The following is a 23,135-nucleotide window of genomic DNA, read 5'->3' as shown; positions in this document are numbered from 1 at the left end:
TCAATTGTCGGCGCTGACCGCATGCTTGCGGTGATGCGCGGTTTTCTTGTGCGCGGCGGTGCTGGGCTTGGGCGTAGCATCGCCATCAGGCGCGTTGGGATCGTCGGCAGCCTGGGCCGCAGCATCACGCCGCTCGGCAATCATCGCCACCAGTTCCTCACTCGCGGCATTGAGGAAGGGATAGGTGCGCGCCGCGGTGATCCATTCCGGCCGGCCCTTGACGCCCCAGACGACGTCATAGGCAAAGACCAGCAGCGAAAAGCCCAGGACCATGAGAATGGCGCCTTTGACCGCGCCAAACCCGAAGCCGAGCAGCCGATCGATCGGCCCCAGCATCGAATCGCGGCTGGCCGCACCCATCTTGCGCGCGATCAGGCGCATCAGCCCCCAGGGCACGACCATCAACAGCGCATAGGCAAGAACGCCCGCGCCGGTTTCGGTCTTGAGGTGGGGTTTTAGTGCCTCGGTCAGCGGTTCAAGGCCATAATGCACCGCCACCAGGACGATGCACCATGCCGCAAGCGACAGCACCTCCTCCACGAAACCGCGAAAGAAACCGCCGATCGCGCCGACCGCGACGACCAGGAAGACAACATAATCGAAGCCGGTCATATCCCGGCGATTAAGCGCCGGTCATCACCCGGTCAACGAGATTTGGGAGCAGCCGGATCGGGGAATAGCGCAAACCCTCGACCTTTTCCGCCGCGCCATCGGGGCCGTTCAGCTGGGTAAAGCCCAGCTTGGCCGCCTCGCGCAGACGCACGCCGGAATGCGCCACGGGGCGCACTTCACCGGCGAGCGAGACCTCGCCAAACCAGGCGGTGCCAGCCGCCAGGGGCCGATCGGCCAGTGCCGAGACCAGCGCGGCGGCCACCGCAAGATCGGCCGCGGGATCGGTCAGGCGATAGCCGCCCGCCACGTTGAGATAGACTTCGGCCGAGGAAAAGCTGAGACCGCAGCGCGATTCGAGCACGGCGAGCAGCATCGCCAGCCGCCCCGAATCCCAGCCGACCACGGCGCGGCGCGGGGTGGCGCCGCTGGCAAGGCGCACGGTGAGCGCCTGGATTTCGACCAGGACCGGCCGCGTACCTTCCAGCGCCGGAAACACGGCGCTGCCCGGCACCGGCTCTTCCCGGCCCGACAGGAACAAAAGCGAGGGATTGCCCACTTCCTCCAGCCCTGCCCCGGCCATGGCGAAAACGCCAATTTCATCCACTGCGCCAAAGCGGTTCTTGATCGCGCGCAGGATGCGATACTGGTGGCTGCGCTCCCCTTCGAAGCTCATCACCACGTCGACCATATGTTCGAGCACGCGCGGGCCCGCGATCGAACCATCCTTGGTGACGTGGCCGACCAGTACAAGGGCCACGCCGTTTTCCTTGGCGTAGCGGATCAGCTCGAACGCGCAGCCGCGCACCTGGCTGACCGTGCCGGGCGCGCCCTCGATCTGGTCGGAATGCATGGTCTGGATCGAATCGATCACCAGCAGGGCCGGCGCTTCCATGCTGCCGAGCGTGGTGAGAATGTCGCGCACCGAGGTGGTGGAGGCGAGGCGGATCGGCGCCTTGCCCAGCCCCAGTCGATCGGCGCGCAGGCGGATCTGGTCCGACGCCTCTTCCCCACTGATATAAACGACCATGCCGCCGCTGTTGGCGATGCTGGCCGCCGTCTGCAGCAGCAGGGTGGACTTGCCGATCCCGGGATCGCCACCCATCAGGATGGCCGAGCCCGGCACCAGCCCGCCGCCCAGGGCGCGATCGAATTCAGCCAGGCCCGTCTTGCGCCGCTGCGGCAGGGCAACCGGGCTATCGAGCGAGACGAACTGCACCGCGCGGCCGCCGCTCGACAGGTCATGCTTGGCGGAAAACACCGTCTGCGGCGCTTCTTCCACCAGGGTGTTCCATTCGGCGCAATCGGGGCACTGCCCCTGCCAGCGCGGAGAGACACTGCCACAGGCCTGGCAGATATAACGACGTTTGGGCTTGGCCATGAGCCCGCGCTAACGCGAACAGAGCAAGAACGCAAGCGCCGGATCCGCCATTGCGGCATCAATGAGCGGCGCGCATCGCCCGGGCTGAGAGCAGCACGCCCAGCCCGCGACCAACCAAAAGCCCGGACAGCGCGCCCCGCACGACCGTTTCCACCAGGCGCAGCGCGGGCTGATGCGCCGTGACGGGATCGACCGCATCGAACACCGCCATGCCATAGCGCAGGGCAAAGATGACGAGGATCAGCGCAAAGATCAGCCAGCTCCCGCGCAGATGCAGCCGAACCGGCGGCCCCGGCTCGGCCCGCAACAGCAGGTGATGCCCCAGCGGCCGGCCGACCAGCCCGCCCAGCAGCAACGCGGCCACCCACACGGCCACTTCCAGCGCCGTGGCATGCGCCGCAACCAATCCGACCACGCCGAGGACAACGATCAAGCCCGGCAACACCAATGGCCCGGCCAGGCCGGTCGTGCGCGGACGGGTAGCCTGCCATGCCCGCAACAGCACGAGGCCAAGGACGAACCAGACATAGACCGGGGTATGCGAAGCGATCGCCACGGCGCTCTGCAACATACTCGTGCATCTCCATTTTTCTGACGCGACAGGATCAGACGCGGGCTATATCCCTGCCGCGCGCAAGGCGATCGGAAATCTGCCAACGACATAGGCGAAGGGAAAAGCAGCCGCGCCTATTCGCTGAACGTCGAGCGCTGCGCGGCTTCCACTTCTTCGAGATAGCGGCGGCGGGCGTGGCGTTCGGTGATCACGCCCTGCACCACGCCCACGCCATCGACCACGGCGATTTCGTCGGCGGCATATTCGTCGAACAGGGCGAGGACCGCCTTGATGTCTGACGCCGGGCCAAGCGTGACGCCGGTGAGACCGGCCAGGGCGTGGAGCCGCATGTCGGGCGCGAGATCGGGGCGATAGGCGGCTGCGGTGGCCATGATCCCGCGATAGTGCCCCTCATCGTCGACCAGAACCGCCTTGCTGGCCGAGCCGAGCGGCATGCGCGTGCGGAATTCCTCGATCGTCAGGTCTTCGGGCATCGATACCCAGTCGCGGCGCATGATCCGCCCCGCCGAGAGGTTGAGCATCCAGCCGATGTCGCGCGGGCCGCGAATGTTGCTGCCGCGCACATGCAGGCGCCAAGTGGAGAACGAATAGCCGAACACTTCACGGGTCAGCGTGCCCGAGACCAGCGACGCGGTAAGGACCACGCCCATCAATGCGAAATCGTGGGTGATTTCCAGCATGAGCATGGCGAGCGTCATCGGCCCACCGACGATCGACACGCTCAGCGCCGCCATGCCGACCAGCGCCGCGTCGGTGGGATCGAGCGAGAGGCCGGGAAAGAGCTGCCCCGCGATGATCGAAAAGGCCTGCCCCACCACCGAGCCAAGGAACAGCGAGGCAAAGAACAGCCCGCCGCGAAAGCCGCTGGACAGCGCAACCACGCAGGCGGCTATCTTGGCCAAGAGCACCAGGCCGAGGAAATCCAGGCCCGGACGCAGTGCCAGGTTGAGATGCAGCGCGCCGTGTCCGGCCGACAGTGATTGCGGCGTCAGCAGGGCGAGCGGCACCAGCAGGAAGCCACCCAGGATCGGCCGCCAGCGCGCCAACCACTTGAACCGCGCCAGCGTCAGTTCGGCCGCCGTGACCAGGCGCATGACGATGATGCCGACCACCGCTGCCGCCAGCCCCAGCACACCATAGGCCAGGTAATGCTCGAACGTGAGGCTGCGGCCCACGGCCGTGGTAGCGATCAGCCAGGGTTCGCTGCCCATCAGGCGCGACATGCCAGCCGCCGCCAGCGCCGCCGCCATCACCGGCGCCACCGCGCCGGGCACGAACGAACCAATCACGATCTCGAACGCATAAAACGCGCCGGCGAGCGGCGCATTGAACGCCGCGCCCACCGCCGCCCCGGCCCCGGCGCCCACCAGGGTGCGCAGATCGTTGCGGCGCAGCTTCATCGCCTGGCCCAGCACCGATGCCATGCCGCCGCCCATCTGGGCATAAGCCGCCTCAAGCCCGACAGAAGCGCCGACGCCGTTGGAAATCACCGTCTGCCCGGCAATGATCAGGTTGTCGGCGGGCGGAATGCGCCCACCATGCAGCGCGTTGGCTTCGACCACGTCGATCAGCGGGCGATTGCGGCGGCGCAGCCAGCGGGCCCATAGCGCGAGGACGAGGCCGCCGAGCGGCAGCGCCAGCAGGCGCCAGGGATGGCGGATTTCCGCCAGCGCGCTCAGCCGGTTGCCTTCCAGGCCATAGAAGACCTGCTGCATGGCATGGGCGATAAAACTGAGCAGGTTGGTCGAAAGGCCCGCCAGTGCCCCGGCGATGGCCGCCAGGACGATGAAGGCGGCTTCCCGCTCGCGCAGCAGGCGGCGCAGGCGCACGACCAGCTTGATCAGCGTGTTGGACAATGTTTGGGAAATGCTGCGCCGGGGCGAGGAAGAGCCGGAATGGGGCATCGGTCAACCCGCGATCGAGAGCCGGAACAGCATGGCCGGAAAATGGTGCCCCTGGCCCGACTCGAACGGGCACGTCTTTCGACAACCGATTTTGAGTCGGTCGCGTCTACCATTCCACCACAGGGGCACTGCGGCTTGCCGGGGCGCTTTAACCGCCCCGGCAAAAAGGTTCAACCAACTTTCAAGCCTTGATGGCAGTTGCCACCAGCTTGTGCAGCTTGGAATGCATCGCGTCGTTGGCGGCCAGCACGGTTGCGTCGCAGATCGGCTGCGAACGGCCGCGATAGTCCGACACGAAGCCGCCCGCTTCACGCACCAGAAGGCATCCGGCGGCCGTATCCCACGGCTTGAGATTGCTTTCCCAGAACCCGTCATAGCGGCCGGCGGCAACCCAGGCGAGATCGAGCGAGGCGGCGCCAAAGCGGCGGATACCCGCCACGCGCATGCCGATTTCGTGATAGATGCGCGTCCATTCGCCCATGTCGCCATAGCCCAGGAAGGGAATGCCGGTGGCAACGACCGCATCTTCGAGATTGCGGCGGGCCGAAACGCGCAGGCGGCGATCCTGCAACCAGGCGCCACGGGTCTTTTCGGCCCAGAAGCTTTCGTCGGTCATCGGCTGATAGACCAGGCCGGCGATAACGTCGCCCCAACCCGAACCATCCAGCGCCGGTTCCTGCACCGCGATCGAGATCGCGAAATGCGGGATGCCGTGAAGGAAATTGGTGGTGCCATCGAGCGGATCGATGATCCAGCGCGGCTTGGAGGCATCGCCTTCAACCACGCCGCCTTCTTCCATCAGGAAGCCCCAATCGGGGCGCGCGGCGCGCAGTTCCTCGTAGATCGTCTGCTCGGCAGCGCGATCAGCCTTGGACACGAAATCGGCCGGGCCCTTGCGGCTCACCTGCAGGTGCTCGACTTCGCCGAAGTCGCGGCGCAGGCGCGTGCCAGCCTTGCGGGCGGCACGCTCCATCACCCGGACGAGACCGGAAATCGCCATGAGATCAGCCCGCCTTGCCGACGTAGGAACGCTCGTACACGTCCACCACGATGCGCGTGCCGCTTTCGATGTGCGGCGGCACCAGGATGCGCACGCCATTGTCGAGCACGGCCGGCTTGTACGACGAAGAGGCGGTCTGGCCCTTCACCACGGCATCGGCTTCGACGATGGTGGCTTCGACGGTTTCGGGCAGTTCCACCGAGATCGGGCGCTCGTCATACATTTCGAGCAGCACGGTCATGCCATCCTGCAGGAACGCGGCGGCATCGCCGAGAAGATCGCTGGGCAGCGTGATCTGGTCGTAGGTTTCCACGTCCATGAACACCAGGTCATCGCCCTCGGCATAGAGGAACTGGAAGTCCTTGGTATCGAGGCGCACGCGCTCGACCGTGTCGGCGCTGCGGAAGCGCACGTTGGTCTTGCGGCCATCGATCAGGTTCTTCATTTCGACCTGCATGAACGCGCCGCCCTTGCCGGGCTGGGTGTGCTGGGTCTTGGCAACCTTCCAGATGCCTTTTTCGTATTCCAGGATGTTGCCCGGACGGATGTCCACGCCGCTGATCTTCATGATGGAAAGAGCCCTGACCAAAGTAGGAAAGGCCGCGCCTTAGCCGAGGTGGCCGATTGCTTCAAGCCGCTGATGCATGCTAGCCGGTGCGGCATGACCATGCGCGCACGCAATGCCTCGCTGGCGGCCCTTGCCCTGATGCTGGCCGCATCCTCCGCCTCGCTGCCAGCCCATGCCGTGCCGGGCGGCGATCTGGGCACGTTGCACAATGGCCGCTGGACCTGCGAACAGGGCGGCGATGCCGCGATTCTGCCGCGCCATGTGCCCGACCAGGAATTTCGCATCACGCCCGATTCCAGCTACCGCACGCCCGATGGCAAGGGGGGCGGCACCTATATCCTGCTGGGCCGGGCGATGAGCTTTACCTCGGGCCCTTATTACGGCCGGACGTTTCAGGCGCAGGGCCCGAACACGGTGCTGCAGCTTGATGCCAACGGCAAGCGCACCGGTGTGCGCTGCACCCGCACCGGCGCGCCCAGCGGCGGCTTTGCCGATGCGCCCGAAGCCGGCGTGAACGGGGCCAACTGATCGCTGTTGCCGCCGGCCCACACTCGGGGCCGGCGAGCACAAGTCAAATGCGGCCGCCGCGCGCCATGCGGGCATAGGCAAAGGCGATCAGCGCGCCAAACAGTGCCAGGCCCAGCGGCATGGCCCAGGCATTGTGCGCCACCACCGTCATCACATCGGCCTTGCCACTGCCGGCCACGATCGCGGCAAAGGCAATGTTGAACAGCCCATCGCCGACGATCAAGCCGGTGGCAGTGAGCACGCCCATGCGCTCTGCCAGGGCAGGATCGCGCTGGCCCATGGCCCAGCGATTGTAGAAATGGCCAAGCACCGCGCCCACCACCACCGGCAGCGTGGTGGGCATCGGCAGATACATACCCATGCCCACGGCGAGCGGGGGCAGCGAACCCTTGCGCGTGGCGCGCAGGCCTTCGTCGATGGCGATGGCCACCGCGCCGATGCCCGCGCCCAGCGCGATGAGTTTCCAATCGAGGCCCTGCCCCAACACGCCCTGGATGATTGCGGAAATCAGCGCCGCCTGTGGCGCGGCCAGTGCCTCTGGCCCGGCGCCGGGCGCGCCGGCAAAGCCGAACGTGCCGTTGAGCAGCGTGAGGATGGGCGGGATCACCACCGCGCCGAACACCACGCCCAGTACCAGCGCCACCTGCTGCCGCCACGGCGTGGCGCCAACCAGTTCGCCGGTCTTGAGATCCTGCAGGTTGTCGTTGGAAATGGTGGCGACACCAAACACCAGTGCCGTGACGAACAGGGCAAAGGCCACCAGCGCCTTGCCGGCGGCAGGGTCGGCGACATGGCCGAACAGCGCCAGCATGACCAGCGCGATGCCCAGAGCGGCGAGAATGCCCACGCCCGAGATCGGGCTGTTCGATGCACCGATCAGCCCGGCCATATAGCCGCAGACCGAGGCGATGACGACACCGGCGACCAAGACATAGGCGACGGCCGCCACCAGCGTGGGCACAAGGTGATCAGCCACCGGGCCGCCGCTGGCAAAGCCGGCCAGTAGCGCCGCGATCGGCAGCATCAAGACCACGATGGTGCCACCAACCAGGCCGATCGGCAGATCGCGTTCGGCTAGGGCCACCCCGGCATAGCCATCGGCAGCACGGGCGCGGCTGGCGGCAAGCGCGCCGGCAATCCCGCGCACGATCGGGCCGATCACGCGCAGCAGGGTCCAGATCGCGGCAACGCCGATCGTGCCCGCACCAATGAAGCGGATCTTGGCGCGGAACACGCTGGAAACGAAATCGGCCAGTTCCGTGCCGGCGGGCGCGCCGACGGCGGTGTAGATCGGCAGCAAGACGCCAAAGCCGATGATCACGCCGGTCAGGATCGCCAGCCCCACGGCCAGGCCTACCAGGTGGCCCACCCCGATCAGCGCCAGCGACAGGCCACCGCCGGCCGTGGTGGCACCACCGGCAAAGCGGAACACGCCGCTCGCCTCTTCCGCCACCAGGCCCAGCTTGGCCAGCAGCGGATAGGCGACCGAAAGCCCGGTGCCAGTGGCAACGGCGGCAAGACCGCGCCGGTTTTCCTCGACGCCGCCCTCACCCGCGCCCACCTTGAGCACTTCGGCCGCAGCAACGCCTTCGGGATAGGGCAGATCAGAACCGGTCACCAAGGCGCGGCGCAGCGGCACGGAATACATCACGCCCAGGATGCCGCCGATGGCGATCACCGCCACCGATTGCCAATAGGGAAAGCCGCTCCACCAGCCGACCATGACCAGGCCCGGCAGCACGAAGACGATGGCCGAGAGCGTGCCTGCCGAACTGGCGATCGTCTGGACGATATTGTTTTCCTGGATGGTCGATCCCGGCAAGAGGCGCAGGATCGCCATGGAAATCACCGCCGCCGGGATGGAAGTGGCGAACGTCAACCCGATGCGCAGCCCGAGATAGACGTTGGCTGCGGTAAAAATCACTGTCAGCACCGCGCCCAGCGCGACACCGCGCCACGTCAATTCACGGGGATTGCTACCACTTGCCACCATTGCATCCTTCTTGCCGTCTGCGTGCCGTGTGGCACGGGCAGACGGCAAAGGAAAGATGGCGCCAAACGAAGATCAGGCGACGAATTCGACCTGGGTTTGCTGGTCGACCATCTCGGACAGGCGCGCTGCATCCCAGTTGGTCAGCCGCACGCAGCCATGGCTCTCGCTCTTGCCGATCGCGGCCGGCTCGGGCGTGCCGTGGATGCCGTAGTGCGGCTTGGACAGATCGATCCACACCACGCCGACCGGGCTGTTGGGGCCAGGCGGCAGCATCGCTTCGGGCTTGGCATCCGAAACGTCCCAGAACAAAGCGGGGTTGTAATGGTACTTGGGATTGCGATCGATGCCGTTGATCTTCCACTTGCCCAGCGGCAGCGGATCGTGCTGCGAGCCGGTGGTGACAGTGAACAGCGCGACCAGTTCGTCCTGGCTGTCATAGACCGACAGTGTGCCGGCCTTGCGGCTGACGACGATGCGCGTGGCATGGGGTTGCTGCGTGCCCACTCCCAGATCGGCCAGGGTCTGCCGCCAGGCGGCATTGCTGACCTGCGCCGGATCGATGGCATCGGCGCCCACGTTGGGCACGCGCAGCTTTGACCCAGCGGCGAACGGCGGCGCGCCGGGATTGAGCGCGTGAAGCACTTCGGGCGTGGTGTGGAACCGCTCGCCCAGCTTTTCGTCAAGGCTGGCATAGCCGAGCGCCGGCAGCTTGGCCTGGGCCGAAGGATCCTTGGGAAGAGGCGCAAACGGCCCGGCGGCAAAATCGGCAGGAATGGTCACTACGCGCGTGGCGGGAATGTTGCTCTGCCGCGAAAAATAGGCGCGGGTGGCATCGTCCAGAGCGCCCGTCGCGTTCAACTGGTTCGCCTGCTGATAGGCGCGCAAGGCATTGCGCGTGGCCGCGTTCAGCGTGCCATCCACCACGCCGAGGGAGAAGCCGGCGCGATCGAGCAGCACCTGCATCTGCATTTCGGGGCGCGCGACATCGTCAGGATGGGCTGCCGGTTCACCCGGGCCGGCATCCTGCGAGGCCATGCTGTCGGCGCCGGGCAGATTGGCGGTGGCGCTGGCCGAGCCGCTGGCGGCATCGTCGGGCGTGGATTGGTTGCAGGCCGTGGTAGAAAGGGCAAGGGCAACAAGGGAAAGTGCGGCGAAGGGGGCAAGCCGGCTTTTGCGGGTCATCAGGTCTCCGTGAACGGGGCAGCCGCCACGTGCGTGTGTTGGCGCAGCGCTGCCACGCCAAAACCGCAATCTTTCCTGATGGTTCCCGCGTTCGCGCAATCAATCCGGTTCGACGTCGGCGTCGTCGGCGCGAAGATCGCCCAATCCTTCGGTTTCGCGCGGTGGCGCCTCGGCAATGGTGCGCAGGAAGGCTGCAACCGCCCCTGCTTCATCCAGGCCCTGGCCATTGGCCCAGACCGCCCCGCTCACCGCGAGGAAATCAGCGCCGGCAGTGACCAACGGCGCGCAGTTTTCCGGGGTGATGCCGCCAATCGCCACGCAGGGCAGTTCGAACACGGCAGACCACCAAGCCAGCAGTTCGGGCGCGGCGCGGTGCTTGGTTTCCTTGGTGCCGCTGGGATAGAACGCGCCAAACGCCACGTAATCGGCACCACCCTCGCCCGCTTCCATCGCCAGGTGGCGGCTGGCATGGCAGGTCACGCCGATCTGCACATCGCGGCCCAGGCGTTGGCGCGCATCGGCCACGCTGCCATCGTCCTGCCCCAGGTGCACGCCATCGGCGCCCAGGCGCTTGGCCAGGCTGACCGAATCGTTGACGATGAACGCCACGTCACGATCGGCGCAGATGCGCTGGAGCGGGTCGGCCAGCTTGGCCGCGGCATGCTCGTCCACATCCTTGACGCGAAACTGGAACGCCGCAACCGGCCCGGCATCGAGCGCACGGGCAAGGCGATCGGCAAAATCGCCACCCACATCGAGGGGCGAGATCAGGTAAAGATGGCTGGCAAGTTTGGTCATGGACGCCGCCCCTACCGGTTTCGCCATCGCGCGTCCATCTTTGCGCGAAATCGCCCGGGAACCGGCGCGGCGGGCGATGCATTGGCATGGGCATGAGGACCCTGCCCCCGCTGCTGCCGCTGCTTTCGCTCATTGCCATTGGCGCCTGCGCCACCCTGCCCCAATCGCCGCGCAGCGATGGCATGGCGCGGCTTGGCGAGGCGACGCAGGTGGGCAGCCAGACGGTGCGTCCGCTGTCGGTGGTGGAAGACAGCCGCTGCCCCGAAAACGCCCGGTGCATCACCGCCGGTCGTCTCATCGTTGCCACGCGGGTGGGTCGTGAAACGCGCAACCTGGAACTGGGCAAGCCCGATGCCTCGGGCGTGACGCTCGATAGCGCCGAACCCGCCAAGCGCACCGACAGGCGAATCCTGCCAGGCGCATGGCGGTTTCATTTCAGCGTGATTACGCCGTAACCAGCTTCTGGGTAGAGCCGGCAAAGATTTCATCGATGGCGCCGCCCAGCGCGGCATCGAATTCCGCGTCGGTCATCTGATAGCGCAGGTCTTCCAGCAGCGCGCGGCTGAAGCTGGCGATGATGCCGCGGTTCTTCGACAGTTCCACGCAAGCCTCGGGCCGGGCAAAGCCACCCGACAGCGCAACTACGCGCAGCACCGCCGGGTGATCGACCAGCGCGTCAAACGTGCCGGGCACCTTGGGCAGCGACAGCTTGAGCATGACCTTGGTGCCCTGGGGCAAGGCATCGAGTGCCTTGAGGATTTCGTCACGCAGCAGCGTGTCGCAGGCTTCGCGAGTCTCGCTCTTGATGTTCACTTCCGGCTCGATGATCGGCATCAGGCCACCGGCCAGGATCTGCAGGCCCACTTCGAACTGCTGCTTGACGACGGCGGCGATGCCTTCGGCATTGGCCGAATTGATCACCGAACGCTCCTTGGTGCCGAACACGCCTAGCGCCTTGGACCGCGCCACAAGCGCGTCGAGTTCAGGCATCGGCTTCATCAGTTGCACGCCGTTGGCTTCGGTTTCCAGGCCCTTGTCGACCTTGATGAAAGGCACGATACCCTTTTCGATCAGGGCGGTGGGCACGGGCTTGCCATCCACGGTGCCATCCATGGTGCGTTCGAACAGGATGGCGCCAATCACCTTTTCGCCGTTGAACACGCCCGAACGAATGATCCGGCTGCGCATCTCGTGGATCAGGCCGAACATTTCCTCGTCGTTGGAATATGCGCTTTCCTCAACGCCATAGCCCTTGAGCGCCTTGGGCGTGGACCCGCCGCTCTGGTCCAGCGCGGCGATGAAGCCATGTCCGGCGGCCATCTTTTCGGTCATTTCAGCGTGGTTCATGATCGGTCCTGTGGATCTGGGGCAGCAGCGCGCGGGCGCCGCAAATCAGGTGAGCGAATCTGGCTGCGCATACCTATGCACACCCACGCAATAAACAGGCGCGCGCTGCACTGCAACACGCGCCTGTAAAAAAGTTGCGATCAGGCTTCCAGAGCCGCCACGCCGGGCAGTTCCTTGCCTTCCATCCATTCGAGGAAAGCGCCGCCAGCGGTTGAAATGTAAGAGAAATCACCCGCCACACCAGCATGGTTGAGTGCCGCGACGGTATCCCCGCCCCCGGCCACCGAAACCAGCGAGCCTTCCTTGGTCAGCGCGGCGGCCGTCTTGGCCAGCGCCACCGTGGCGGCATCGAACGGTGCCATTTCGAACGCGCCCATCGGCCCGTTCCACACCAGGGTGCGGCAGGTCTTGAGCACGTCGCCCAGTGCTTCTACCGCTGCCGGCCCCACGTCGAGGATCATTTCGTCAGCACCCACTTCGTGGACGTTGGCGGTGCGCAGGCTGGGCGGATTGGCGGCAAATTCCTTGGACAGGACCACGTCATAGGGCAGGTGCACGGTGCAGCCGGCCTTGTCGGCATTGTCGAGAATTTCTTCCGCGGTGCCGGTCAGGTCATGTTCGCACAGCGACTTGCCCACGTCCACGCCGCGCGCGGCCAGGAACGTGTTGGCCATGCCACCGCCGATGATCAGGTGATCGACCTTGGACACCAGGTGCTTGAGCACGTCGAGCTTGGTCGAAACCTTGGCCCCGCCAACCACGGCGGCCACCGGCTTCACCGGCTTGCCCAGCGCCTTTTCCAGCGCTTCGAGTTCGGCCTGCATGGCGCGACCGGCATAGGCGGGCAGCACCTTGGCCAGGCCTTCGGTGGACGCATGGGCGCGGTGCGCAGCCGAAAAGGCATCGTTCACATAGGCCTGGCCCAGCTTGGCGATCGCGGCGACCAGTTCGGGATCGTTCTTTTCCTCACCCTTGTGAAAGCGGGTGTTTTCCAGAACGGCGATCGTGCCATTGTCGAGCGCGGCCACCGCAGCTTCCGCCTCGGCCCCGGCGCAATCGTCGATGAAGGCGACCGGACGGCCCAGCACGTGGCTGAGCGCGGGCAGCACCTGCTTGAGCGAATTGGCCTCGCTGCGTTCGCCCTTGGGGCGGCCGAAGTGCGCCAGCACGAGCACCTTGGCGCCCTTGTCGGCCAGTTCGGTCAGGGTCGGCACGGCGGCGCGCAGGCGGGTGTCGTCGGTCACCTGGCCATCGGCCATCGGCACGTTGAGATCTTCGCGCACCAGCACGGCCTGGCCGGTAACGTCGCCCAGATCATCGAGAGTCTTGAAAGTCATGGGTCTATACCCCTGTTCCATAAGGAAAAGGCCCGGCGCCCGCCTCTGCCTTGTGGGCAGACGCGCGGGCACCGGGCCTTCGCATTCAGGTGATCAGATCAGCTTGCCCATCGCGCCGGCCGTATCGACCATGCGGTTGGAGAAGCCCCATTCGTTGTCGTACCACGACAGCACGCGCACCAGCTTGCCATCGATCACGGCCGTTTCCAGGCTGTCGACCGTCGACGAGTGGGCATCGTGGTTGTAGTCGATCGAGACCAGCGGTTCTTCGCTATAGGCCAGCACGCCCTTGAGCGGGCCTTCGGCCGCCGCCTTGAGCAGCGCGTTGACTTCTTCCTTGGTCGTGTCGCGCTTGGGCTGGAACGTGAGGTCCACCACCGAAACGTTCGGGGTCGGCACGCGGATCGCCGAACCATCGAGCTTGCCCTTGAGTTCGGGCAGCACTTCACCCACGGCGCGGGCAGCACCGGTGGTGGTGGGGATCATGCTCATCGCCGCAGCGCGCGAACGGCGCGGGTCGGAGTGGATCTGGTCCAGGATCTTCTGGTCGTTGGTGTAGCTGTGCACCGTGGTCATCAGGCCACGCTCGATACCGATGGCATCGTTGAGCACCTTGGCGAACGGCGCCAGGCAGTTGGTGGTGCACGAGGCATTCGACACGATCACGTGATCGGCGGTCAGCTTGTCGTGGTTCACGCCGAACACGACCGTCAGGTCAACGTTCTTGGCCGGAGCCGAGATCAGCACCTTCTTGGCGCCGGCTTCGATGTGCTTCATGCCGCCTTCACGGTCGGTGAAGAAGCCGGTGCATTCCAGGGCGATATCGATGCCCAGTTCGGCGTGCGGCAGCTTGGCGGGATCACGCTCGGCGGTCACCTTGATGCGCTTGCCGTCGATCACCAGGTCGTTGCCATCCACTTCCACGGTGCCGGGATAGGCGCCGTGCACGCTGTCGCGCTTGAACAGCAGGGCATTGGCCTTGGCGCTGGCGAGGTCGTTGATGGCGACCAGTTCCAGGCCGCAGTCGGGCCGTTCGAGAATGGCACGTGCCACGTTGCGGCCGATGCGCCCGAAACCGTTGATTGCAACCTTGGTCGCCATGGTCTTACTCCTTAGAATTGAAGACACCGAATGGATGGGGGTGACTTGGAGCCGAGCGGCCCCGGGCGGTTTACCCGAGCCGTTCGAGAATTTGCGGCACGATCTTGGCAGCCGTCAGGCCGAAATGATCATACAGCACGGGAGCTGGCGCCGAAGCGCCGAAGCTGTCGATGCCGATCGTCAGGCCATCGCCGACATGCTTCTGCCAGCCGAACGTGGTGCCCGCCTCGATCGAGACCTTGAGCACGTCGGCGGGGATCACGTCAGCCTTGTAGGCCGCGTCCTGTGCCTCGAACAGTTCCCAGCTCGGCATCGACACGACATCGGCGCCAATGCCCTGGTCTTCCAGAGCCTTGGCCACGTCAACCGCGATCGACACTTCCGAACCGGTGGCCAGCAGCACGACCTTGCGCGCGGCATTGGCCGACACCAGGCGATAGGCGCCCTTGGCGCTGAGCATGGCGCCATCGTGGCGGAGCTGCGGCAGGTTCTGGCGGGTCAGCGCCAGGACCGAGGGCGTCTGCGGCGATGCCAGCGCCAGGTTCCAGCATTCGGCGGTTTCCACCGCATCGGCCGGGCGGAACACCTGCAGATTGGGGATCATGCGCAGGCTCATCACCGTTTCGATCGGCTGATGCGTGGGGCCATCCTCGCCCAGGCCGATGGAATCGTGGGTGAGCACATAGATCATGCGCGCGTGCTGCAGCGCCGACATGCGGATGGCGTTGCGGCAGTAGTCGGCAAAGACCAGGAACGTGCCGCCATAGGGGATGATCCCGCCGTGCAGCGCCATGCCGTTCATCGCTGCCGACATGCCGAATTCGCGAATGCCATAATAGACATAGCGCCCGGCATAGTCAGCTGGGCCAAACGGCGTCGTGGCCTTGGTCTTGGTGTTGTTGGACCCGGTAAGATCGGCCGAACCGCCAACCATTTCGGGCACCAGCGGAGTGAGCACTTCCAGCGCCAGTTCCGATGCCTTGCGCGAGGCGATGTTCTGGGTCTTGCCCAGCCATTCGCCAAAGATGCGGCCCGCTTCTTCGCCAGAAGGCAGTTCGCCGGCCATGCGGCGCATCAGTTCGGGCCCTTGCGGGTTGGCCGCCAGGCGCGCTTCCCATTCGCTGCGCAGGTCGCGGCCGGCATCGCCCGTGGCGCGCCAGTTGGCCATGATATCCTCGGGGATTTCGAACGGCGCGGCGGTCCAGCCCAGGTATTCGCGGGCGGCGGCGATTTCGTCCTTGCCCAGCGGCGAGCCGTGCACGTTGTGCCCGCCCTGCTTGTTGGGCGCGCCCTTGCCGATCACCGTGCGGCACGAGATCAGCGAGGGGCGGTCATCAGCCATCGCCGCGGCAATCGCGCGCTCGATATCGGCGAAATCGTGGCCATCGCAGTCTTCGGTGTGCCAGCCGCTGGCGCGGTAGCGGGCCAGCACGTCTTCGCTGGTCGACAGCGAGGTATCGCCGTCGATGGTGATCTTGTTGTTATCCCACAGCACGATCATGCGGCCCAGGCCCAGCGTGCCGGCCAGGCCCACGGCTTCGTGATTGATGCCTTCCATCAGGCAGCCATCGCCGGCCACCACCCAGGTGCGGTGATCGACCAGGTCATCGCCGAACTGCGCATTCAAGTGGCGCTCGGCCATGGCCATGCCCACGGCCATGGCAAAGCCCTGACCCAGCGGGCCGGTCGTGCATTCCACGCCGGGCAGCAGGAAGTTTTCCGGGTGGCCCGCGCAAGGGCTGTTCAACTGGCGGAAGTGACGGATGTCATCCATCGTCGGCTGCTGATAGCCCGACAGATGCAGCAGCGCATAAAGCAGCATCGAGCCGTGACCGGCCGAGAGCACGAAGCGATCGCGATCAGGCCACTTGGGCGCAGCGGGATCGAACTTGAGAAAGCGCGACCACAGCACCGTGGCAACATCGGCCATGCCCATCGGCATGCCAGGGTGGCCGGATTCCGCTGCCTGGACCGCGTCCATCGCCAGCGCACGGATCGCGTTGGCCATGGGAGCCAGCGCGGTCGGATCGCTTGTCATCTTCGGGTTGGTGTCCTTACTCGCGCGCCCGGCGCGGCCGGGGCGTCTGATTCGGGGAAATCGGGGTCTCTTTGGTTCCCCGGCTTGCCAGCGTCAAGCGCGGCGTCGGCCGGGGTGGCTAATCGCACCTGCACACCGCGATGGCCCGTGCCGTTTGACAGCGCAATCGGTGCCCTGGTCGGCATGACCCGCCCTTTTGTATGCACAGGGGAACTTGCAGGCCACGGCCAGTGTGATACCGGATGAAATATGGCAATCATGGACGGCACTTCGGCAGCGCGCACTGCCACCGACGGCACAGGCACAGATGGCACCGGCGATCTCTTTTCGGCGATCGAGCGGGTCGAACTGGCGCTGGCCCGGCTGGAAGAGGTTGTCGCCCGCCGCGAGGCCGAGGCGGAAAGCGCAGCGGCACACAACGCGCAGGCCGAACTGAGCGAGTTGAAATCACGCCACCGCAAGCTGCGCGAACGCGTCAGCGAGGAATTGCAGCAGCTTGACCTGCTGCTGTCGAGCCTGCCGCAGTAACAGCGCCGCATCCGATCAGGGGCCAGGGGAACAACGAGCATGCAGATGACGAACGTGACTCTGGCCATCGGTGGACGATCGCTGACCATTTCGGTTGCCGCCGGGGAAGAAGCCCACGCCGAAATGCTGGGCCGCATGATCGACGATCGGGTGCGCCGCCTGGGCAACATGGCCACGCAGGGTGAAGCGCGCATGCTGCTGTTTGCCGCGCTGATGCTGGCCGATGAACTGCATGAAGTGCACAGCCGCCCTGCCCCGGTTGCGCCGGCCGAGCCGCCCGCTCCAGCCGCGCCCCCGCCCGAATTGATCGCCCGCGTCACCAATCTGGCCGAGCGGGTGGAAAACCTGGCGCAAAAACTGGCGCTGCCCCTTGAGCCTGACGCGGCGAACGCCTAAATTGAAAAGCGACGGGTTCTGCCCGGCACGCGCCGCATGAAACATCCCTGAGGCTATAAGCAAATCCAAGGGGGCTGTCCCTACCTGGGCCCTGGCACAGGCACATGGTCCCCACCTGACGTTGAGGCGTCAGAGGATTTTCCCGGAGAACGACCCATGGTGGGCCCGTCACCCCCCCCATTCCCGGACGAAGACAACGCCGTTGCCGCCAAGCAAGCCCTGCGCAAGGACCTGCGGGCGCGGCGCCGCGCCCATGTCGAGGCACTCGATCCGCGCACCCGCGCGCTGCTGTTCCGCCGCCCGCCCGCGCCGCTGATGGCGCTGATCCCGGTCGGCGCCACCGTGGCGCTGTACAATGCCAGCCAGTGGGAAGCGCCGGCGGCAAGCTATGCCACGTTCTTCCACGAGGCTGGGCACGCCGTGGCGCTGCCGTGGCTTGCCGATCGTGTGGCGCCGATGCAGTTCCGCCAATGGCTGGTGCCGCCGCTTGACGATGTGCTGGAACCCGATCCCTGGGGCGTGAAGCAGCCAGCCGCCGATGCGCCGCTGCTTACGCCCGATGTGTTGTTCGTGCCGCTGGTGGGCTTCACCGCGCAAGGCCAGCGCCTGGGCCAGGGCGGCGGGCATTACGATCGCTGGCTCGAAGCCCATCCCGCTGCCGTGCCGATCGGCATGGCCTGGGACGCGCAATGCGTCGATAGCCTGCCGCGCGAAGCGCACGATCGCCCCTTGCGCGCGGTGGTCACCCCCACCCGCCTCTACGGTCCGTTCTGATGGGCGAGCGCCAACCCCACTTCAATCCACCGCCGCCGCCGACGTGGCGCAAGCCGGTGGGCATCCTGGCACTGATTGCCGCGCTGGCGATCTATGGCGGGGTTATCATGAGCTTGGGCGAACAGATCGGCCATCTGCCAGTGCTGGTGCAAGTGCCGATCTACCTGGTGCTGGGCACGATCTGGCTCTTGCCGCTGCGCCGCTTCCTGATCTGGATGGAAACCGGCCGCTGGGGCTAGTCCACGTGGACAGGCGGGACTGACTATCAGCCCGCCGAACCATTATGCCGGAAACGAAAAAGGCCTCCCGAAGGAGGCCTTTTTGAAAATCCACCAAGTGGCGCGAGTGACGGGGCTCGAACCCGCGACCTCCGGCGTGACAGGCCGGCACTCTAACCAACTGAGCTACACCCGCGTGCCCTTGGGGATTGCGCCTCTAAGACGCGGCCGATATGCTGTCAACTGCCAATTTGCTGTTTCCAGCCTTGGCGCGAAAACCTTGTTCGAGCAAGGTTTTCGTTGACCAACAACATCTTACCCAAGGGGTGGCGCGAGTGACGGGGCTCGAACCCGCGACCTCCGGCGTGACAGGCCGGCACTCTAACCAACTGAGCTACACCCGCGTGCCCTTGGGGATTGCGCCTCTAAGACGCGGCCGATATGCTGTCAACTGCCAATTTGCTGTTTCCAGCCTTGGCGCGAAAACCTTGTTCGAGCAAGGTTTTCGTTGACCAACAACATCTTACCCAAGGGGTGGCGCGAGTGACGGGGCTCGAACCCGCGACCTCCGGCGTGACAGGCCGGCACTCTAACCAACTGAGCTACACCCGCGTGCCCTTGGGGATTGCGCCTCTAAGACGCGGCCGATATGCTGTCAACTGCCAATTTGCTGTTTCCAGCCTTGGCGCGAAAACCTTGTTCGAGCAAGGTTTTCGTTGACCAACAACATCTTACCCAAGGGGTGGCGCGAGTGACGGGGCTCGAACCCGCGACCTCCGGCGTGACAGGCCGGCACTCTAACCGACTGAGCTACACCCGCATTCCCCTTGGGGTGAGGCGCCTCTATGCCGGGCGGCCGCAGGTGTCAACAAAGGGTCATGCAGAATTTTCGCAGCAAGCTGTGCAAAACTTGATCGGCACCCCGCAAACGCGGCGCGCCTTACACGGCGACCGGGGCGGCCAGATGCCCTTGCGGATGATAGCCCTCCACCACGAAGTCCTCGATGCGATAGTCAAAGATCGATTCCGGCCGCCGCGCGATGGCCAGGCGCGGATCGCCTGCAGGCGTGCGCTGCAACTGCGCCTCGATCAGATCGGCATGATTGAGATAGAGGTGGGTGTCCCCGCCCATCCACACCAGTTCGCCGGGCTCGAGATCGCATTGCTGGGCCAGCATGTGCACGAACAGCGCCGCGCCCCACAGGTTGAACGGCAGGCCCAGCACCACATCACAGCTGCGCTGATAGAGCACGCAAGACAGACGATTGTCCGCCACCTGGAACTGATAGGTCTTGTGGCACGGCGGCAGGGCCATGGCGTCAAGCTCCGCCACGTTCCACCCTTCTACGATATGGCGGCGGCTGCCGGGATTGTGGCGCAGGCTTTCGACCAAGCCAGCCACCTGGTTAACCCCCTGCGCGCGGCGGCGAAACAGGCCGTACTGGCCGGCTGGCTCATAGACCGGCCAATCGACCCACTGCTTGCCATAGACCGGGCCAAGATCGCCCCATTGCGCGGCAAAGGCAGCGTCAGCCACGATCCGCGCGGAAAAATCGGCGCGGCTGATATCCTCGCCCGTTTCGCGGCGATAGCGATCGAGCGGCCAATCGGTCCAGATTTCCACCCCTTGCGCGCACAGCGCGCGGATATTGGTATCGCCGGTCAGGAACCACAGGAATTCGCGCGTCGCGGTTTTCCAGAACACCCGCTTGGTCGACAGCAGCGGGACGCGGCCCTGCGACAGATCGAAGCGCAATTGCGTGCCAAACACCGCGCGGGTGCCCACGCCGGTGCGGTCCATCCGCTCGTCACCCTGCGTCCAGATCTGGCGCATCAGGTCAAGGTATTGCCATTCGAAGTGCGGGTTGTGGGATTCGGTGGGGCTCATCATGCCCACAGCCTTAGAAGTGCATGCAAGAATCGCAAATAGTGGCAAGCCTCACCGGGCGTTCACCGGAAACGAAAAAGCCGGCCCGAAGGCCGGCTTTTCATGCCCCTGCAATGCAGGGAAAATAAGTGGTCGGGGAGAGAGGATTCGAACCTCCGGCCCCTGCCTCCCGAAGACAGTGCTCTACCAGGCTGAGCTACTCCCCGACCGGAGCGGTTCGGGCTAGGCCGTCCCCGCTGGGCAGGGCCGCCCTATATGCGGGCGATTCCGCACGCGCAAGCCCTGTTTCAAAAACTTATCAACAGTTTGTATATTCTTCATATAAACCAATGAATTAGACGTACACATCAGCCCAGCGGCACCCCTTCGATAGTGATGCGATGCATCTCTCGGCGGTGGCCGTGGTAATCGTTATAGGCGTAATGCCAGGTCGCGCGGTTGTCCCAGAACGCGATCGAGCCCGGCTGCCAGTGGAAATCCTCATGGAATTCACTGCGGCGCGCATGATCATAGAGCCTGGCAAGCAGATCAGCCGAAGCCGCGTCTGACAGGCCGAGCACGCGCACGGTGAAGCTTGGGTTCACATAGAGCGCGCGCTTGCCGCTGAGCGGATGGGTGATGACTACAGGGTGCACCGGATCGTCGAGCACGTCGGCGGCGCCCGCGTTGCCGATGCGGCCATCGCGGCGAGTATCCTGCAAGGCTTCATAGGCAGCGGCCTTGCTGCCAAAGACGTGGCGGGCCGAATGCACCGCGCGCAGGCCATCGACCTCTTGCCGCAACGCTGCCGGCAACGCGTCATACGCCGCATACATCGAGGCAAAGGCCGTGGCCCCGCCGTGCGGGGGCAATTCTCGCGCCACCAGGATCGAGCCCAGCGCCGGTTCGGCATCATAGGAATGGTCGGTATGCCAGCCGCCACCGATATTGTGCTGCTGTTCGGGCTCTTTCACCACCAACGCGATTTCGGGATAACGCGGATGGGCCGCGAAAAAGCGGTTGATGTTGATCGGCCCCCAGGCACGGGCAAAGGCGATGTGCTGCTCTTCGCTGATCTGCTGATCGCGAAAGAACACCACGCCATGTTCGGCAAAGGCGGCGCGGATCGCCGCAAAGTCAGCCTCTGCCAGCGGGCGCGCGAGATCGACGCCGAGGATTTCGGCACCGACGCGACCGTGCTTGCGAATTTCGAAAGTCATGCGGGCACCTCTTGAGCGGGAGCAGATCGCGGGCCGGCCCCAGGTCGGAACGGCAGTGGCCCTTCCGCTTCCCGTACGGCGCGAACCGCCGGCCGCGCCTCGAAACGCGCGGAGAACGCCGCAAGCGCGGGAAGATCGGCCAAAGTCGGGCCGAAATGCGGGACATAGCTGGCAAAGACGCCGAGATAGGCGTCGGCAATGGTGAAACGGTCGCCCACCAGCCATTCCGCATCGCCCAGGCGATCCTCGATCGGCTGGAACGCTTCACGCAGGCGGCGCCGGGCGGCCTGGCGGATGCCCTCGTGCGCGGCTGGATCGTCGGAATAGAGGTGCGGGCGATTGCCGACCCGCTGCGTCGCGCCGTGGATCTCACTGTTGATATAGCCGATCCAGGCCTGGATCTGCGCCCGCTCGACCGTGCCGGCCGGCGCGAACAGCGCGGTGCCGGGGCGCTGGTCAGCCAGGAAGGGCAGGATCGCGGCGTTTTCGCCGATGACCGTGCCATTGTCGAGCACCAGGGCCGGAATGCGGCCGAACGGGGTCAGCGGGGCGAGATCGTCTCCCCCCGGCCCCAGCCGCAGCAACCGAACAGGCACGGGCAGATCAAGCTCGCGGATGATGACATGGGCCGGCAGGCTGGTCGCGCCGGGAGAGGCTAGCAATTGCATCGAGCCAGAGTGTCCTTGAGATGACCGAACGGGGAGCGAGCAGCCCTGCCCCCTCCCCGCGCGGTGAGAATGACCTGGTGGCCGTCAGGCAGGCTGGCCAGCGGTGGCGCGTTCCTGCCGCGTGGTGCGGCTTTCGCGGCCATCGATGCCCACCGGCACGTCCCCCGCGACCGTCGCGCGGCGCAGCGTGCGGCGCTGCAGGCCGAAATCGGCAATCGCGCGGTGCTGCGTGCTGCGGTTGTCCCAGAAGGCCACGTCGCCGGGCTGCCAGCGCCAGCGTACGGTGTTTTCCGGCTTGGTGATGTGGTCTTGGAGGATATTGAACAGCCGCGCCGAATCCGCCTCGCTCAGGCCGACGAAGCGCTTGACGAAGTGGCCCAGCAGCAGGCTGCGCTGCCCGCTGACGGGATGGACGCGCACCACCGGATGCTCGGTTTCATAGATCGTCGAGGCGAACACCGACTTGTGATAGAGCGTGCGCTCCTTGGCCGTGTCGCTGGCATCGGCCGATGTGCCAGCCGCCGCGAGCGTGGCGGCGTAATCGTAATCGTTGCTGTGCACCGCCCACAGGTTGTTGACCAGTTGGCGCAACGGTTCGGGCAGGCCTTCGTAGGCCGTCTCGCCATTGGCCCACAGCGTATCGCCGCCCGCCTCGGGAATGGTGATGCCGCGCAGGATCGATGCCTTGGGATAGGCCGCCAGGAACGTGACGTCGGTATGCCACGATGACGCGGCATAGCCTTCCTTGCTGTCGAGTTCGAGCAAATAGCGCGAGCCTTCGGCAACCGGCACCGTGGGGTGGGCAACCGGATCGCCGAACAGCGCGGTCAGCGCCTCGTGCTCGGCATTGTCGAGGTGTTGTTGCCCCCGGAAAAACAGCACCTTGTGCCGCACCAGCGCAGCCTCGATCGCCTGCACGGTGGGGCCGTCAAGATCGCCCGACAGCGCCAGGCCGTGAACTTCAGCGCCGATGCGGCCGGTTACGGGGCGGATATCGAGCGGGGACGCAGGGTCTTTGGCATTGGGATAGCTGGCAACGATGGTGGCCATGGGAATTCTCCTGAACATGGGCCGCGCGCAAGGCATCGCCCGGCAATGGGCCGG

Annotated in this window: 23 protein-coding genes and 6 tRNA genes; 6 read left to right on the top strand and 23 right to left on the bottom strand. The window is 65.6% G+C overall.

The features are described from left to right. The 7 genes from H926_RS25285 to efp form a co-directional block, all read right to left on the bottom strand. A complete protein-coding gene (locus H926_RS25285) occupies positions 1-612 on the bottom strand; it encodes a CvpA family protein (RefSeq protein WP_022674915.1) in 612 nt (203 codons plus the stop codon). Positions 613-622: 10 nt separating this feature from the next. Beyond that, positions 623-1,990: a DNA repair protein RadA gene (radA, locus tag H926_RS0102605; RefSeq protein ID WP_022674914.1), complete on the bottom strand. Its 1,368-nt coding sequence runs from the start codon at positions 1,988-1,990 to the stop codon at positions 623-625. Between the two features lie 58 nt (positions 1,991-2,048). After that, on the bottom strand, positions 2,049-2,561 hold the full coding sequence (locus tag H926_RS0102600) for a hypothetical protein (RefSeq protein WP_022674913.1): 513 nt from the start codon (positions 2,559-2,561) through the stop codon (positions 2,049-2,051). Between the two features lie 116 nt (positions 2,562-2,677). Further along, positions 2,678-4,432: a chloride channel protein gene (locus H926_RS0102595; RefSeq protein ID WP_028657481.1), complete on the bottom strand. Its 1,755-nt coding sequence runs from the start codon at positions 4,430-4,432 to the stop codon at positions 2,678-2,680. Between the two features lie 79 nt (positions 4,433-4,511). After that, positions 4,512-4,595, bottom strand: a tRNA-Leu gene (locus H926_RS0102590). Between the two features lie 54 nt (positions 4,596-4,649). Next, positions 4,650-5,468: an inositol monophosphatase family protein gene (locus H926_RS0102585; protein ID WP_043607560.1), complete on the bottom strand. Its 819-nt coding sequence runs from the start codon at positions 5,466-5,468 to the stop codon at positions 4,650-4,652. A gap of 4 nt (positions 5,469-5,472) precedes the next feature. Next, the gene (gene efp, locus H926_RS0102580; RefSeq protein ID WP_022674910.1) at positions 5,473-6,036 is read right to left on the bottom strand and encodes an elongation factor P; all 564 of its coding nucleotides are present in this window, start codon (positions 6,034-6,036) and stop codon (positions 5,473-5,475) included. A gap of 93 nt (positions 6,037-6,129) precedes the next feature. Between efp and H926_RS25280 the strand changes: the two genes are divergently transcribed. Continuing rightward, positions 6,130-6,564: a hypothetical protein gene (locus tag H926_RS25280; protein ID WP_022674909.1), complete on the top strand. Its 435-nt coding sequence runs from the start codon at positions 6,130-6,132 to the stop codon at positions 6,562-6,564. Between the two features lie 43 nt (positions 6,565-6,607). On the opposite strand, the gene H926_RS0102570 is transcribed toward H926_RS25280, so the two are convergent. The 3 genes from H926_RS0102570 to thiE form a co-directional block, all read right to left on the bottom strand. Next, positions 6,608-8,557 (bottom strand): OPT family oligopeptide transporter, encoded by a 1,950-nt coding sequence (locus H926_RS0102570; RefSeq protein WP_022674908.1) that lies wholly within the window; start codon positions 8,555-8,557, stop codon positions 6,608-6,610. Between the two features lie 72 nt (positions 8,558-8,629). Beyond that, positions 8,630-9,739 (bottom strand): L,D-transpeptidase, encoded by a 1,110-nt coding sequence (locus H926_RS0102565; RefSeq protein WP_022674907.1) that lies wholly within the window; start codon positions 9,737-9,739, stop codon positions 8,630-8,632. A 99-nt stretch (positions 9,740-9,838) separates the two neighbouring features. Beyond that, on the bottom strand, positions 9,839-10,537 hold the full coding sequence (gene thiE / locus H926_RS25275; protein WP_022674906.1) for a thiamine phosphate synthase: 699 nt from the start codon (positions 10,535-10,537) through the stop codon (positions 9,839-9,841). Positions 10,538-10,629: 92 nt separating this feature from the next. On the opposite strand from thiE, the gene H926_RS25270 reads away from it, so the two are divergent. Continuing rightward, positions 10,630-10,992 (top strand): hypothetical protein, encoded by a 363-nt coding sequence (locus H926_RS25270; RefSeq protein WP_148291611.1) that lies wholly within the window; start codon positions 10,630-10,632, stop codon positions 10,990-10,992. On the opposite strand, the gene H926_RS0102550 is transcribed toward H926_RS25270, so the two are convergent. The 4 genes from H926_RS0102550 to tkt all read right to left on the bottom strand — a co-directional run bounded on the left by H926_RS0102550 (position 10,982) and on the right by tkt (position 16,360). Continuing rightward, positions 10,982-11,884, bottom strand: a complete 903-nt coding sequence (locus H926_RS0102550) for a fructose bisphosphate aldolase (RefSeq protein WP_022674904.1) — start codon at positions 11,882-11,884, stop codon at positions 10,982-10,984. The genes H926_RS25270 and H926_RS0102550 overlap by 11 nt on opposite strands. Positions 11,885-12,024: 140 nt before the next feature. After that, positions 12,025-13,221 carry a phosphoglycerate kinase gene (gene pgk / locus H926_RS0102545; RefSeq protein WP_022674903.1) on the bottom strand — a complete coding sequence of 399 codons (1,197 nt, stop codon included), beginning with the start codon at positions 13,219-13,221 and terminating at the stop codon, positions 12,025-12,027. Positions 13,222-13,314: 93 nt separating this feature from the next. Beyond that, positions 13,315-14,322 (bottom strand): type I glyceraldehyde-3-phosphate dehydrogenase, encoded by a 1,008-nt coding sequence (gap, locus tag H926_RS0102540; RefSeq protein WP_022674902.1) that lies wholly within the window; start codon positions 14,320-14,322, stop codon positions 13,315-13,317. A gap of 70 nt (positions 14,323-14,392) precedes the next feature. Beyond that, positions 14,393-16,360, bottom strand: a complete 1,968-nt coding sequence (gene tkt, locus H926_RS0102535; protein ID WP_022674901.1) for a transketolase — start codon at positions 16,358-16,360, stop codon at positions 14,393-14,395. Between the two features lie 258 nt (positions 16,361-16,618). Here tkt and H926_RS0102530 point away from each other — a divergent pair, with 258 nt between their 5' ends. The 4 genes from H926_RS0102530 to H926_RS0102515 all read left to right on the top strand — a co-directional run bounded on the left by H926_RS0102530 (position 16,619) and on the right by H926_RS0102515 (position 18,297). Next, on the top strand, positions 16,619-16,888 hold the full coding sequence (locus tag H926_RS0102530; protein WP_148291610.1) for a hypothetical protein: 270 nt from the start codon (positions 16,619-16,621) through the stop codon (positions 16,886-16,888). Between the two features lie 45 nt (positions 16,889-16,933). Continuing rightward, positions 16,934-17,284, top strand: coding sequence for a cell division protein ZapA (locus tag H926_RS0102525; protein ID WP_022674899.1), 351 nt, complete (start codon positions 16,934-16,936; stop codon positions 17,282-17,284). Between the two features lie 156 nt (positions 17,285-17,440). Next, positions 17,441-18,058, top strand: a complete 618-nt coding sequence (locus tag H926_RS0102520; protein ID WP_022674898.1) for a 5-formyltetrahydrofolate cyclo-ligase — start codon at positions 17,441-17,443, stop codon at positions 18,056-18,058. Further along, positions 18,058-18,297 (top strand): DUF2842 domain-containing protein, encoded by a 240-nt coding sequence (locus tag H926_RS0102515; RefSeq protein ID WP_022674897.1) that lies wholly within the window; start codon positions 18,058-18,060, stop codon positions 18,295-18,297. The genes H926_RS0102520 and H926_RS0102515 overlap by 1 nt, the downstream gene beginning before the upstream one ends. A gap of 98 nt (positions 18,298-18,395) precedes the next feature. On the opposite strand, the gene H926_RS0102510 is transcribed toward H926_RS0102515, so the two are convergent. The 9 genes from H926_RS0102510 to H926_RS0102470 form a co-directional block, all read right to left on the bottom strand. Further along, a tRNA-Asp gene (locus H926_RS0102510) sits at positions 18,396-18,472 on the bottom strand. A 131-nt stretch (positions 18,473-18,603) separates the two neighbouring features. Then, a tRNA-Asp gene (locus H926_RS0102505) sits at positions 18,604-18,680 on the bottom strand. 131 nt (positions 18,681-18,811) lie between these two features. Next, positions 18,812-18,888, bottom strand: a tRNA-Asp gene (locus H926_RS0102500). A gap of 131 nt (positions 18,889-19,019) precedes the next feature. Next, positions 19,020-19,096: transfer RNA gene (locus tag H926_RS0102495), tRNA-Asp, on the bottom strand. 120 nt (positions 19,097-19,216) lie between these two features. Then, positions 19,217-20,167: a thymidylate synthase gene (thyA, locus tag H926_RS0102490; protein WP_022674896.1), complete on the bottom strand. Its 951-nt coding sequence runs from the start codon at positions 20,165-20,167 to the stop codon at positions 19,217-19,219. A gap of 126 nt (positions 20,168-20,293) precedes the next feature. After that, positions 20,294-20,370: transfer RNA gene (locus H926_RS0102485), tRNA-Pro, on the bottom strand. A 141-nt stretch (positions 20,371-20,511) separates the two neighbouring features. Then, positions 20,512-21,363, bottom strand: coding sequence for a TauD/TfdA family dioxygenase (locus tag H926_RS0102480; RefSeq protein WP_022674895.1), 852 nt, complete (start codon positions 21,361-21,363; stop codon positions 20,512-20,514). After that, positions 21,360-22,031, bottom strand: a complete 672-nt coding sequence (locus H926_RS25265) for a glutathione binding-like protein (RefSeq protein ID WP_022674894.1) — start codon at positions 22,029-22,031, stop codon at positions 21,360-21,362. The genes H926_RS0102480 and H926_RS25265 overlap by 4 nt, the downstream gene beginning before the upstream one ends. A gap of 84 nt (positions 22,032-22,115) precedes the next feature. Beyond that, positions 22,116-23,081 (bottom strand): TauD/TfdA family dioxygenase, encoded by a 966-nt coding sequence (locus H926_RS0102470; protein ID WP_022674893.1) that lies wholly within the window; start codon positions 23,079-23,081, stop codon positions 22,116-22,118. Between the last annotated feature and the right edge of the window lie 54 nt (positions 23,082-23,135).

Source organism: Novosphingobium sp. B-7 (assembly GCF_000410615.1).
In the GTDB taxonomy this organism is placed as follows: domain Bacteria; phylum Pseudomonadota; class Alphaproteobacteria; order Sphingomonadales; family Sphingomonadaceae; genus Novosphingobium; species Novosphingobium capsulatum.
Note: the sequence above shows the minus strand (reverse complement) of the source record. Positions and strands in the feature narration are given on the sequence as shown.

Excerpts from the sequence above, each read along its gene's own strand:
- H926_RS25285 (WP_022674915.1), bottom strand. The coding sequence starts at position 612 with ATGACCGGCTTCGATTATGTTGTCTTCCTGGTCGTCGCGGTCGGCGCG.
- radA (WP_022674914.1), bottom strand. The coding sequence starts at position 1,990 with ATGGCCAAGCCCAAACGTCGTTATATCTGCCAGGCCTGTGGCAGTGTC.
- H926_RS0102600 (WP_022674913.1), bottom strand. The coding sequence starts at position 2,561 with ATGTTGCAGAGCGCCGTGGCGATCGCTTCGCATACCCCGGTCTATGTC.
- H926_RS0102585 (WP_043607560.1), bottom strand. The coding sequence starts at position 5,468 with ATGGCGATTTCCGGTCTCGTCCGGGTGATGGAGCGTGCCGCCCGCAAG.
- efp (WP_022674910.1), bottom strand. The coding sequence starts at position 6,036 with ATGAAGATCAGCGGCGTGGACATCCGTCCGGGCAACATCCTGGAATAC.
- H926_RS25280 (WP_022674909.1), top strand. The coding sequence starts at position 6,130 with ATGACCATGCGCGCACGCAATGCCTCGCTGGCGGCCCTTGCCCTGATG.
- H926_RS0102570 (WP_022674908.1), bottom strand. The coding sequence starts at position 8,557 with ATGGTGGCAAGTGGTAGCAATCCCCGTGAATTGACGTGGCGCGGTGTC.
- H926_RS0102565 (WP_022674907.1), bottom strand. The coding sequence starts at position 9,739 with ATGACCCGCAAAAGCCGGCTTGCCCCCTTCGCCGCACTTTCCCTTGTT.
- thiE (WP_022674906.1), bottom strand. The coding sequence starts at position 10,537 with ATGACCAAACTTGCCAGCCATCTTTACCTGATCTCGCCCCTCGATGTG.
- H926_RS25270 (WP_148291611.1), top strand. The coding sequence starts at position 10,630 with ATGAGGACCCTGCCCCCGCTGCTGCCGCTGCTTTCGCTCATTGCCATT.
- H926_RS0102550 (WP_022674904.1), bottom strand. The coding sequence starts at position 11,884 with ATGAACCACGCTGAAATGACCGAAAAGATGGCCGCCGGACATGGCTTC.
- pgk (WP_022674903.1), bottom strand. The coding sequence starts at position 13,221 with ATGACTTTCAAGACTCTCGATGATCTGGGCGACGTTACCGGCCAGGCC.
- gap (WP_022674902.1), bottom strand. The coding sequence starts at position 14,322 with ATGGCGACCAAGGTTGCAATCAACGGTTTCGGGCGCATCGGCCGCAAC.
- tkt (WP_022674901.1), bottom strand. The coding sequence starts at position 16,360 with ATGACAAGCGATCCGACCGCGCTGGCTCCCATGGCCAACGCGATCCGT.
- H926_RS0102530 (WP_148291610.1), top strand. The coding sequence starts at position 16,619 with ATGGACGGCACTTCGGCAGCGCGCACTGCCACCGACGGCACAGGCACA.
- H926_RS0102525 (WP_022674899.1), top strand. The coding sequence starts at position 16,934 with ATGACGAACGTGACTCTGGCCATCGGTGGACGATCGCTGACCATTTCG.
- H926_RS0102520 (WP_022674898.1), top strand. The coding sequence starts at position 17,441 with ATGGTGGGCCCGTCACCCCCCCCATTCCCGGACGAAGACAACGCCGTT.
- H926_RS0102515 (WP_022674897.1), top strand. The coding sequence starts at position 18,058 with ATGGGCGAGCGCCAACCCCACTTCAATCCACCGCCGCCGCCGACGTGG.
- thyA (WP_022674896.1), bottom strand. The coding sequence starts at position 20,167 with ATGATGAGCCCCACCGAATCCCACAACCCGCACTTCGAATGGCAATAC.
- H926_RS0102480 (WP_022674895.1), bottom strand. The coding sequence starts at position 21,363 with ATGACTTTCGAAATTCGCAAGCACGGTCGCGTCGGTGCCGAAATCCTC.
- H926_RS25265 (WP_022674894.1), bottom strand. The coding sequence starts at position 22,031 with ATGCAATTGCTAGCCTCTCCCGGCGCGACCAGCCTGCCGGCCCATGTC.
- H926_RS0102470 (WP_022674893.1), bottom strand. The coding sequence starts at position 23,081 with ATGGCCACCATCGTTGCCAGCTATCCCAATGCCAAAGACCCTGCGTCC.